This window comes from Serratia sp. HMSC15F11 (genome assembly GCF_001808215.1).
GTDB lineage: Bacteria > Pseudomonadota > Gammaproteobacteria > Enterobacterales > Enterobacteriaceae > Serratia > Serratia nevei.
Window position 1 is genome coordinate 42832 of the sequence record NZ_KV792402.1, and the last position, 11282, is coordinate 54113.

Sequence of the window (11282 nt, forward strand, 5' to 3'; positions counted from 1 at the left end):
TGAGTTCATCGCCCGCGCCCAAAGGAGCGCGCGGACGGGGGCCGTCAAGGAGCCAAGCGCAGGGTTGGTGCGGCCCGCAGGCGCAGCCGAGGACACGGCCCTGCGCGCCTTGACGGCACACGGTCGCGGGCTACGGTCGCGGGTAAGGTGATGAAGTCAGGGGAGACGGCTGGACAAGGCAACGGCCATCCCTTTGTGCTGACCGCACGCAAGCGAAGCGCGCAGGCCCGAAGCTGGAAGCCGGGCCGTAGGCGTCAGCGATGCGGAAGGCTGGCGAAGCCAGTCCCGCCAGGGATGAGCGACTAGCGAACCTGGAGCAGCGCGATCCGCGAAGCGGAGACGCAAGAGGACTCTTCGTTTACCATTTGTTTCGCAAGCAAATGATGGGAAAGCAAGAACACGGAGATATAGAGATGATTGTCTGCATCAACCGCCTCAAACAGTTCGGAATCTTCAGCGACTTCAATGGAACGAAGATCCAAAAGTTCGGCCGGTACAACCTGGTCTATGGTTGGAATGGAACAGGCAAGTCAACGTTATCGAATCTATTCTCTTGCTTTGAGCTTCGCTCGATGGTTCCCCGCTTCAGCACGGGCCAATTTTCAGTAGTTCTGGAGGATGGCTCAACGATCACGGAATCCACACTCCACTCATCCCAATTGAATATTCATGTTTTCAATCAACGCTTCGTGCATGAGAACATTGATTGGGACAAATCCGTAAAGAGCATCCTTCTTATTGCGAAAGAGAAGATTGATGACTTGCAGAAGCTGGAGAAGCTGAAGAGCGAGCTTCAGTCGAAAAAGAAGGCTCACGACGACAAGCAAAGCGATATCAAGAAGCAGCGTGAGGCATTAGAGAAGTTCCTGACCAATGCTGCCAAGAAAATGAAGCTTGGACTTCAGGCGATTGATACGAGCGACAGTTATTACTTGAATTACGACCGCCGCAAGCTCTTCAACTTCATACAGAATAACGGCGAGACAATTATCAAGGCGGAGTCGGTTCTTCCAGATGAGAGGGTTATCGACCTTACGAATGCCGCCAAGCCAGATCAGCTTCCAAGCATTGCTTTCGCCTCAACGGCCATTGAGCCGGACTACTTTAAGAAAGCGGCGGGCCGCATCAGAGATTTGATTGGGACTACGGCGGTCAATCAAGCAATCCAGCGGCTGACCGATAACCCGGAAATCCGCGAATGGGTTCAAGCAGGCTTGGAAATCCATAAAAACCACGACTCGCAATCCTGCGAGTTCTGCGGCTCTCCGTTCGCCCAGCTTCGTGCCGAGGCGCTTGCTGCCCACTTCAGCAAGGAGTTCACGGAGTTTCAGAGCCGACTTCAGAACGCGGCGACATGGATTGAATCTCAAGGCGCTCCAGCTAATCAGTTTCCCGCATCGACCGAGTTTTATAAAGAACTATCGGCCGAGGCAGAGAAGCTTCAAAAGGACTACGCAACTGCTGCTGAAAAGATCGACCAGCAAATCGACGCCTGGCGGGAAGCCCTGAAGGCCAAGATCACAGACCCTGGGAAGACAGACATTCAGATCTCGGATGTGGTTGAAGACGATGTCACCAATTTCAATGACATCCTGAAATCGATTGTTGCTCTCGTTGGAAAGCACAACAATAAGACTTCAAATTTCAAATCTGAGACCTCAAAAAGCAAGGTGGCACTGGAGCTTCACTTTGCTGCGGCTGAGGTGCAAGAGTTTGACTATGCTGGAAGTGAGAAGAAGTGCAATGACCTTGAGTCAGAAGCAAAGAACGACCATAAGGAAATTGAAAAAATTAGTCTAGAGGTCGGAGCCATAGAAGCGGCGCTCTCGAATGAAACGGTCGGGGCAAAGGAGTTCAATGACATCCTGCATCGCTTCATTGGCCGCTCTGAGCTTTGCCTGAACTTCAATCAGAAGAAGAAAGGCTATGAGATCATCAGAAACGGGGTTGGTGAGCACGATGGGAATTTGAGCGAAGGTGAGAAAACTGCGATTGCATTTGTCTATTTCATCACGAAGCTCAAAGAAAATGGAAATAACATCAAGGATACGATCGTCGTCGTTGACGATCCGGTCTCAAGCTTTGATTCTAATCACTTGTTTCACGCCTACTCGTTTTTGAGAACGCAATGCACTGAAGCCAAGCAACTTTTTGTGCTGACTCACAACTTCACTTACTTTAAGCTAGTGAGAGACTGGTTCACTGGCACCAATAGGAATCGAGTCAAAAAAGGCAACGCCGAGAATTGCTTCTTTTATCGCCTGGATGCGCCACCTGGCTCCCCTCGTCACTCCCTACTTGTGGATGCCGACGACTCACTCAAGAACTACGGTTCCGAGTACCACTATATCTTCAAGAAGCTCTACGAATATAGGGCGCACACAACACTCAATCGAGATGAGGCGTTCTTGACCGCCAACCTCGCCCGAAAGCTTGTTGAATCGTTTTTCACCTTCAAATATCCAAGGCGTCGAAGCGACATTAGTCAATTGATGGAGGCTGGCCTAAAAGATTGCACCATCACGACACCAGAGCTTAAAGAAAAAATCTACCGCTTTATCAATAAGTATTCACATAGCGACGTTATTGAGATAACAGAGGAATCCGCAGAAAACTTGGCAGGCGAAAGCCACAGCGTCATCGGGAACATCTTCCAGTGGCTGGAAGAGGTGGACAAGAAACATTACGACGAGATGATTCAGGTTGCGACGGCCTGAGCATCAGGCCGCGAGGGCCATAGCTATGCCACCAGGCGCAGCAAAAAGGGGCCGAAGCCCCTTGGGCTAGATCAGCCCATGCTCGGCGAACGATGCCGTTTCGTTGCCCGCAACGATGATGTGATCGAGCACGCGCACGTCCACCAGACCCAACGCTTCCTTGAGCCGCTGGGTCAGCGCCCGGTCAGCCGCGCTCGGCTCGGGGTTTCCGCTCGGATGGTTGTGCGAAACGACGACCGCCGCCGCATTGAGCCGCAGCGCCTCCTTGACCACTTCGCGCGGATACACCGACGCACCGTCAATAGTGCCGTGGAACATCTCCCTGTATTCGATCAGACGATGGCGCGTATCCATGAACAGCACTACGAACACCTCATGCTCGAAGCTGGCCAACTTTGTACGCAAGTATTCCTTGACCGCCGCCGGCGAAGTGAACTCTGCTCCGCGCCGCATTTTCCGGTCAATGACCTGGCGCGCAGCTTCCAGAATGTCGTCGGCCGATGCCGGTAGATAGCGCCCGTGCGCGTCGCGCACCAGCAGACAGGAATCGAACGAGGGAAAGGACAGTTGCGACATGATCGTGCTCCGGTTGCTCGGGCGGAATTGCCCGGAACCGGCGGCAGCACGGCGCAGCGCAAGCAGTCAGGGGTCGCAGACGGCCGCCAGGACGCAAGCGCGCATGGCGCGCGCCGCCCTTGACGGCGAGAACGCCGTGATACGGTGAAGGGAACAGCAAGACCGCCCACACCCGCCCACTGCACAGAGTCGATTTTTGGCAAGCGGAGCGCGCAGGCCCGGATCAACGAGCCGGGACGGAGGCGTCAGTGATGGAAGCCCGACAGGGGCGAGACTCGCGCAGCGAAGCTCGATGCGCAGCACGACAGCGCGACGGCGGCACGCCGGGACGCCCGACTGCTTGGGACAGGACTACTCGTTGTCCGTCTTGCGCTGCTCGATTTGCAACTGCGCCCGTTGCGTTGCCTGTTGCAGCCGCTCCACCAGCACGCCCCTCGGCGGCAAGGCGGTCAGATACTCGGCAACGTGGATGCCGGACTTGTCCAGCTCCAGCAATTCGATCTGCTCGCGCTTCTTGCCGGTGCAAAGGATGATCCCGAGCGGCGAGGCTTCCTCCGGCTCCCGTTCGTGCTTGTCTAGCCACCGAAGGTAAAGCTCCATCTGCCCTTTGTAGGCCGCCTTGAAGTCACCTACCTTCAACTCCACCGCAACCAGCCGCCGCAGCTTGCGGTTGTAGAACAGAAGGTCAAGGTGGAAATCCTCGTCGTCGATCGGAATGCGCTTCTGCCGGGCGACGAATGAGAAGCCCGCGCCCAGCTCCAGCAGGAAGGACTCCATTTCACGGATGATCGCCGCTTCCAAGTCGCCTTCCTGCCAAGTGTCCCGCAGGCCCAGGAAGTCGAGGATGTACGGGTCGCGCATGACCAGGGCCGGCGACATGCGCTGCGCATCGCGCAGGGTCGCCAACTCCTGCGCTATGGTTTCTTCCGGCTTTTGGGAAAGCGCCGTGCGCTCGTACAGCATCGAGTCGATACGCTCGCGCAGCGTCCGCACGCTCCAGCGTTGGGTGCTGGCCATCTGTGCGTAGTAGTCCCGCTGGAGCGGGTCTTTCAGCGGCATCAGGGCGATGAAGTGCGTCCAGCTCAATTCTCGTATCAGTGATACGAGAATTCGCTCGTCGGGGAAGGTGGCGGCGAACTGCACCATGCGGCGCAAGTTCTGCTCTGCAAAGCTGCTGCCGTACTCCTCCACCAACTGCGCAGCCAAGGTGGGCAGAACTTCCTTGCCGTAGGCGCCCCGGCGCCTGTCCAAGACCTGCGTGTGGATGCGTTGGCCGATGCGCCAGTAGAGCATCGTAAGCTCGCTATTCACCGTCGAGGCGGCGCGCAAGCGCGCCGCCTCGATCAGTGCCCGAATGTCGCCCAGCAGCGCCGCGGGCGCTGCGAGCGATGCTGCTGATGGCCGGCGCCCGTTCATGCCACCGCCTCCGCAAGCTGCCGCGCGCCCGTGATGGCTTGGCGGCGGCTGGCCACCAGCTCGGCCGCCTCGCGCACCGGCTTGTCCTCGGTGTGGACGTAGTGCATGAACATCGCCACGGTCTTGTGGCCCGTCAGCTTCATTCCCACTTTGGTCGGCACACCGGAATTGGCAATGTCGGTGGTCGAGCGATGACGGATGCCGTGCGTGCCTACGTGCGGCACGCTGGCGGCCTTGAGCGTCCGGCACCAGCCGCCATAGTGCTCGCCAAAGGTCAGGTGCTTGGCCGGGTCGTTCGGCGACGGCAGGACGTAAGGGCAGCCTTCCAGACGCGGCGCCGTCGAAAGCAGCCGATAGGCTTCCTCGCTCATGGGCTTGGAAATGCCGCCAACCTTGCTGTCGGGCCACACCACGCGCCGGTTCTCGAAGTCCAGCCAGCTCCATTCGAGCGGGCAGATTTCGGAGCGCCGCGCCGCAAACTCGAATTGCAGCCGGATCGCCAACGGGATGACGTAGTTCTCCAGCCCCTCCGCCTCCAGTTTCTCCAACTGGCGGAAGATCCGCACCATTTCCTCGTCCACGATGAGCCGGGTTTCCTTGCCCGGCGGGTACATCGGGACGTGGCGGCACGGATTCGTGCCGTCCGGGCGGAAGCCCCAGACTTCGGCCAAGTTGAACATCTTGCGCAGCACGCCGAAGGTCTTGTTGGCCTCGGTCGGCTTGTAGGCCAGCTTTTCCATGAGCCCCGCAATGTCGGGCCGCTTCACGTCATGCACCTTCTTGCGGCCCAGCAGCGGGATGATGTTGCGGTCGATGACGCCCTGGTAGCCGTCCTGCGTGCTGACCTTGTTGCGCTTCTTGGAGTAGTCCTCCATGAACTTTTTGCACAACTCGGCCATCGTGGGCGCCTTGCGCGCCTCGGCCTTGGCACCGCCGGGATCACCACCCCGGCGAACCTCGGCCAGCCAGTCCTGCGCTTTGACCCGCGCCTGTTCGACGGTTAGCTCCCCGTAGAGTCCCAGCGAGGGCTTGCGGGGCTGGCCAGAGTTCGTGCGGTACTGGAGCATGAACACCCGGCGTCCCGTCGAGGTAATCTTGCAAAGGAAGCCGGGCACGACGGTATCCCGTAGTTCGATGTCCTTCGCCTGGGGTTGCGCCGACTCTACGGCGGTCTTGGTGAGCTTGATCTTTGCCATGATGACTCCTTGGAACGACCCGGATTCCAGGAGCCAGATAGGAGCGGCGCGAGGGAGAACCGGGTCAAGTTTCAGAAAGCACCGGCATATGATGGAAGCGCGTAAGCTATTGATAAACCTGCTGTATCGGGCTACGTCGCAGTCCAGCGAACTACCGGGCTGGAGTCATCGTGAAACAAAAAAGGGGCGCTGGCGCCCCTTAATCATGATTAACCCTCGCCGCTTAAATGCCGGCGGTTTCCCGAATATAACGGCGCGCTTTTACCGCATACTCGAACGGATTGGCCAGCGCCGGATCCTGCTCGGCCTCCACCACCATCCACCCTTTGTAACCGCGCTCGTCCAGTAGCTTGAACACCGGCCTGAAGTCGATCACGCCATCACCCGGCACGGTGAAGGTGCCCTTCTTCACGCCGTCGAGGAAGCTCAGCTTGTTGGCTTTCACTTCCGCCACCACCTCATCGCGCACGTCCTTCAGATGGACGTGGTTGATGCGCGGCAGATACTTCTCCAGGATCGCCATCATCGCCTGCTGGCTGCCTTCCGAATAGTAGGCGTGGCCGGTATCGAACAGCAGGTAGACGTCGTCGTTGACCATGCTCATGTAGCGATCGATTTCGGCCGTGCTCTGAATGCCGGTGCCCATGTGGTGGTGCAGACACACCTGCATGTCTTTGCCGGCGGCGATCTTCGCCAGCTCGTTGTAACCGTCAGCCACGCGCTGCCACTCTTCATCGCTGAAGTACGGCTTCTCTTCGAACACGCCTTTGGTGGTGCCCTGAATGCTCTTGCTCTGCTCGGAGCAGCCGATCACCCTGGCACCCATGGCATGCAGGAAATTCATGTGGTTGATAAATTCATCGATGGTTTTGTCTTTCTGGCCGTCGGCGAAAAAGGTGCTGAACCAGGCGTTGCAGATCTGGATGCCGCGAATATCCAGCATCGGTTTCAGCACCGCCGGATCGCGCGGGTATTTGCTGCCCACTTCGCTGCCGGTGAAGCCGGCCAACGCCATTTCGCTGACGCACTGCTGGAAGGTGTTTTCCTTGCCCAGATCGGGCATGTCGTCGTTGGTCCAACCGATTGGCGCAATGGCCAATTTCACGTTGTCTTTATTCATGGTCTGCCTCGGTCCTTGGAGGGCCGCCGGTGCAAACGCCGCCGGCGAGCCGAATAAGATTATTTGCCCAACAGCTCTCTTTCGATGCGCTCTCTGGTCGCTACCGCCTGGCTCGGCATCTTTTCCGGGTAGCCGAACAGCGAGGTGCAGATGATCGATTCGCCGCCGACCTTGAAGCTGCGGTGGGCAAATTCCATGTCGCGCAGCGTCTGGAACAGGGCGTCGAAATTCACCTCGCCTTCGCCGATGCCGACGTGCTGATGTACCGCGGCGTCAACGCCCGGCGGGTTGACGATATAACGGCAATGCTTGGTGTGATTCATGGTGTCGGCGATCAGCACGTGGGAAAGATCGTCCCCGGCGTACTGCAGCATGCCGGCCACGTCACCCTGCCCCTTGTCGTAGTAGAAGGTATGCGGCACGCTGTAGAGGTATTTGACGTGGTCGCTGCGCAGCGACTTCACCAGATCGGCGGTTTCGTTGCTCAGCTCGCAGAAGTCCCACGGGTGCGACTGGATCTCCATACGGATACCCTCGCGCTCGACGATCGGCAGCAGCTCCTCCATCGAGCGATACCACAGCTCCTCGCAGATCTCCGGTTCGTTGGGGTTACCCGCCAGTTCGGTGTTAATCACCTGCACGCCCATTTCCACCGCGATTTCGATCATCCGCCGCCAGTTTTTGACCGCCGCCTGGCGGCGATCTTCCCCCGGCCCGGACCAGCGATACACCACGATAAATGAGGAGATCTCCACGCCGGCCGCTTTCAGGGCGTTTTTATACTCCGCCATGATTTCGCGGCTGGCCTTCGGATGCTTGTAAAACGGGTTGATCTGCGGGTGCGGCGACTGCTCGATGTATTTGTAGCCCCAGTCTGCCACCTGCTGCACCATTTTGGTCACGCCCAAATCCCGTATAACGTCGACATCAAAAGCGATCTTCATGGTCACTCCTCTGCAATCGTAGGTATGGGGGACAAGCCAATTATTTGTTGTAGAACACCGGGCGCGCCGGCAAGGTCACCGGCACAATCTCGCCGCTGAGCTGGGCCGCCACGCAGGCGTCGGCGGTCACCGCGGCGGCGTAGCCGTCCCAGGCGGAAGGCCCGGTCAGCTTGCCCGCGGCCACATCGTTGATGAAACCCTGCAGCTCGACGTCATAGGCGTCGATAAAGCGATCTTTCCAGTCGGTCAGGATTTCGGTCGACAGGCGGGCGCCGCTGCGCATCTGTACCGAGGACGGCTCCGGCAGTTTGGCGATGCCGGTTTCCCCCACCACTTCGCACTGAATGTCGTAGCCGTACTGGCAGTTGACGAAGATTTCGACGTCGATGCGCGTACCCTTGGCGGTTTCAAACAGCACAATCTGCGGATCTTTCAGGTGCGGGAACGCCTTCGGGCTCTTACGCGGGAACACCACCTGCACCGACACGTAGTCATCATCGAGCAGCCAGCGCAGCACGTCGATTTCGTGGATCAGGGTATCGGTGATCGCCATATCGGTGGTGTAGGCCTCGCCGACCGTCGGGTTGCGGTGCGCGCAGTGCAGCATCAGCGGTTCGCCGATCTGGCCGCTGGTCAGCACCTGTTTCAACGCGCGATAGCCCTGGTCATAAGGGCGCATAAAGCCGACCTGCACCAGCCGCTTGCCGTGTTTCGCTTCGGCATCGACGATGTTTTTGCAGCCCTGCGCGGTCACCGCCAGCGGCTTCTCGCAGAACACCGGTTTGCCGGCGGCGATGGCCGCCAACACGAACTCTTCGTGGCTCGGCCCCCAGGAAGTGACCAGCACCGCCTGCACGTCGGCGGCCTTGATCAGATCGTGGCCGTTGTCATACACCCGCGCATCCAGCTGCAGATCGCTCACCACCTTGGCGGCGTTGTCGCGGTTGATGTCGTTTACCGCCACCACGCGGGCACCCTGCAACACTTTGCTGCAGCGACGGATATGATCGCGGCCGATGGCGCCGGTGCCGATAACCCCAATGTTCAATGTCATTTTCGCTACCCTCGAGATTTATGTATGAAAACGAATCAGTAATCGCGCGCCTTATCGATGTTTTCCTGCAGCTTGCGCGCCACTTCGACGATTTTCTCGCTGTCGGCCACCTGAGCGCCGCCCACGCGCCACCAGCTGAGATACTTGTGCACCATGGTCTTCGGCAACACCTTGATGTCCAGCAGCGTGGACACGGTTTGCCTGCGGGCGTCGGCCAGCGCGTCGAGCAGCTGCTGCTCGGTGGTGACGCGATAGGTTTTACAGCCGTAAGCCGCCGCCAGCATGGCAAAATCGACCGGCACCAGCTTGCCGTCGAGCTTGCCGCCCTCTGGATTGCGGAAGCGGAATTCGGTGGTGTAGCTGTCCATGCCGTGTTCCATCTGCAGGTTGTTGATGCAGCCGTTGGTCATGTTGTCGAACAGCACCACGTTGATCTTGCAGCCTTCCTGAATCGAGGTGACCAGTTCGGAATGCAGCATCATGAACGCGCCGTCGCCCACCATTGCGTACACCTCGCGCTGCGGCTCGGCCAGCTTGACCCCCAGCGCGGCGTTCACCTCGTACCCCATGCAGGAGTAGCCGTATTCCACGTGGTAGCCGTGCTCGCCGCGGTTGTGCCACACCCGCTGCAGATCGCCCGGCAGGCTGCCGGCGGCGGCGACGATCACGCTGTCCGCCGGCAGCTCGCGGTTCAGCACCCCCAGCACGCGGCTCTGGGTCAGCGCGGAATCGGTCTGGGCGATAAATTCGGCGAACACCCGCTCGCGATCGAGGTGATCGTCGATCTCCGGTACAAAACCCGCGCCGCCGTATTCCACCGCATAAACACGCGCGGTCTCTTCACGCTGGGCACCGCGCGCCGCGGCGATGGCGTCGCCCCAGCCGGCGCGGTAGTCAGCCTGCACCAGCAGCGCGCCCAATGCGTTCAGGGCCTCGCGGGCATCCGCCAGCACCTGCACGCCGTCGAGCTTGCCGGCGTCAAAGGCGCTGACATTGATATTGAGGAAGCTGACGTCCGGGTGTTGGAACAGCCATTTGGACGAGGTGGTGAAATCGGTGTAACGGGTACCGACGCCGATCACCAGATCGGCCTGCCGGGCCAACGTGTTGGCCGCCAGGCAGCCGGTTTCGCCGATGCCACCGAGGTTGAATTCATGGTCGCTCGGCACCGTGCCTTTGCCAGCCTGGGTTTCGGCAAACGGAATGCCGAAGCGCTCGGCAAATTCGCGCAGCGCCCGCCCGGCCTGCGAGTATTTCACGCCGCCGCCGCACACCAGCAGCGGTTTGCGCTTGGCGGTCAGCAGCGCCAGCGCGTCCGCCAACATGCCGTCGGTCGCCGGGCGGCGATCGAGCCGATGCACGCGTTTTTGGAAGAAATAGTCGGGATAGTCGTAGGCTTCACCCTGCACGTCCTGCGGCAGGCACAGCGTCACCGCGCCGGTATCCGCCGGATCGGTCAGCACGCGCATCGCGTTGATGCAGGCGCTCATCAGCTGCTCCGGCCGCACAATGCGATCCCAGTATTTGCTCACCGCGCGGAACGCGTCGTTGGTGCTGATGCTGAGATCGTAAGGCTGCTCGATTTGCTGCAGCACCGGATCCGGCTGGCGGGAGGCGTAAACGTCACCCGGCAGCAGCAATAAAGGAATGCGGTTGGCGGTGGCGGTGGCCGCGGCGGTGATCATGTTGGCGGCGCCGGGGCCGACCGATGAGGTGCAGGCGTAGATCTGCCGGCGCAGCTTCTGTTTGGCAAAGCCGATCGCCGCGTGGGCCATGCCCTGCTCGTTGCGGCCCTGATGTACCCGCAGCTCGCCGCTATCCTGTTCCAGCGCTTGCCCCAGCCCCAGCACGTTGCCGTGGCCGAAAATCGCGAAAATGCCCGCGACGAATTTGGTTTCCACGCCGTCGGCCAGCAGATACTGGTTATCGAGAAATCTGACGAGCGCCTGCGCCATGGTTAGCCTGATCTTGCCCATTTACTCCCCCTTTAGATTGAGGGCCGCCCCGGAAAGGGCTCGCGCCGAGCCGACAATCCCGTGTTTGTGTTACGCGGCGGCAGCTATTATCTTGAGCAGGCGATGCCCGCTGCTCACGAAGTCGACAACCTGAAACGTGAAGCGATTATAAACAAATATATTTTTCATAAAATCACATTACAGAAGAAACATTTCATTTTGCGATAAAGATCGCATATTGCATGAAAAGCCCGTTTCATCTCGTGCTTCAGCCTTCGCTGACTTCGCGCCACGCAATGGCGGG

Annotated in this window: 8 protein-coding genes; 1 reads left to right on the plus strand and 7 read right to left on the minus strand. The window is 59.3% G+C overall.

Translation table 11 applies throughout. The features are described 5' to 3' along the window. Positions 1–260: 260 nt before the first annotated feature. On the plus strand, positions 261–2717 hold the full coding sequence (locus HMPREF3138_RS05830) for an ATP-binding protein (RefSeq protein ID WP_001223964.1): 2457 nt from the start codon (positions 261–263) through the stop codon (positions 2715–2717). A gap of 66 nt (positions 2718–2783) precedes the next feature. On the opposite strand, the gene radC is transcribed toward HMPREF3138_RS05830, so the two are convergent. From radC to iolD, 7 genes are all read right to left on the minus strand, one after another. Then, on the minus strand, positions 2784–3293 hold the full coding sequence (gene radC / locus HMPREF3138_RS05835; RefSeq protein WP_003092330.1) for a RadC family protein: 510 nt from the start codon (positions 3291–3293) through the stop codon (positions 2784–2786). 351 nt (positions 3294–3644) lie between these two features. Continuing rightward, complete coding sequence (locus HMPREF3138_RS05840) at positions 3645–4709, minus strand: PDDEXK nuclease domain-containing protein (RefSeq protein WP_003092331.1); 1065 nt, start codon at positions 4707–4709, stop codon at positions 3645–3647. Then, entirely contained in the window at positions 4706–5905 is a 1200-nt protein-coding gene (locus HMPREF3138_RS05845; RefSeq protein ID WP_001062689.1) for a tyrosine-type recombinase/integrase, read from the minus strand. The genes HMPREF3138_RS05840 and HMPREF3138_RS05845 overlap by 4 nt, the downstream gene beginning before the upstream one ends. Positions 5906–6128: 223 nt before the next feature. Further along, positions 6129–7025, minus strand: coding sequence for a myo-inosose-2 dehydratase (gene iolE, locus HMPREF3138_RS05850; protein ID WP_038871426.1), 897 nt, complete (start codon positions 7023–7025; stop codon positions 6129–6131). 59 nt (positions 7026–7084) lie between these two features. Beyond that, the gene (locus HMPREF3138_RS05855; RefSeq protein WP_038871429.1) at positions 7085–7969 is read right to left on the minus strand and encodes a sugar phosphate isomerase/epimerase family protein; all 885 of its coding nucleotides are present in this window, start codon (positions 7967–7969) and stop codon (positions 7085–7087) included. 40 nt (positions 7970–8009) lie between these two features. Further along, positions 8010–9023, minus strand: coding sequence for a bifunctional inositol 2-dehydrogenase/D-chiro-inositol 1-dehydrogenase (locus HMPREF3138_RS05860; RefSeq protein WP_038871433.1), 1014 nt, complete (start codon positions 9021–9023; stop codon positions 8010–8012). 35 nt (positions 9024–9058) lie between these two features. Further along, the gene (iolD, locus tag HMPREF3138_RS05865) at positions 9059–10999 is read right to left on the minus strand and encodes a 3D-(3,5/4)-trihydroxycyclohexane-1,2-dione acylhydrolase (decyclizing) (RefSeq protein ID WP_038871436.1); all 1941 of its coding nucleotides are present in this window, start codon (positions 10997–10999) and stop codon (positions 9059–9061) included. Between the last annotated feature and the right edge of the window lie 283 nt (positions 11000–11282).

Coding starts and splice junctions, on each gene's coding strand:
- HMPREF3138_RS05845 (WP_001062689.1), bottom strand. CDS start 5,905: ATGGCAAAGATCAAGCTCACCAAGACCGCCGTAGAGTCGGCGCAACCC.
- HMPREF3138_RS05840 (WP_003092331.1), bottom strand. CDS start 4,709: ATGAACGGGCGCCGGCCATCAGCAGCATCGCTCGCAGCGCCCGCGGCG.
- HMPREF3138_RS05855 (WP_038871429.1), bottom strand. CDS start 7,969: ATGAAGATCGCTTTTGATGTCGACGTTATACGGGATTTGGGCGTGACC.
- iolD (WP_038871436.1), bottom strand. CDS start 10,999: ATGGGCAAGATCAGGCTAACCATGGCGCAGGCGCTCGTCAGATTTCTC.
- iolE (WP_038871426.1), bottom strand. CDS start 7,025: ATGAATAAAGACAACGTGAAATTGGCCATTGCGCCAATCGGTTGGACC.
- HMPREF3138_RS05830 (WP_001223964.1), top strand. CDS start 261: ATGCGGAAGGCTGGCGAAGCCAGTCCCGCCAGGGATGAGCGACTAGCG.
- HMPREF3138_RS05860 (WP_038871433.1), bottom strand. CDS start 9,023: ATGACATTGAACATTGGGGTTATCGGCACCGGCGCCATCGGCCGCGAT.
- radC (WP_003092330.1), bottom strand. CDS start 3,293: ATGTCGCAACTGTCCTTTCCCTCGTTCGATTCCTGTCTGCTGGTGCGC.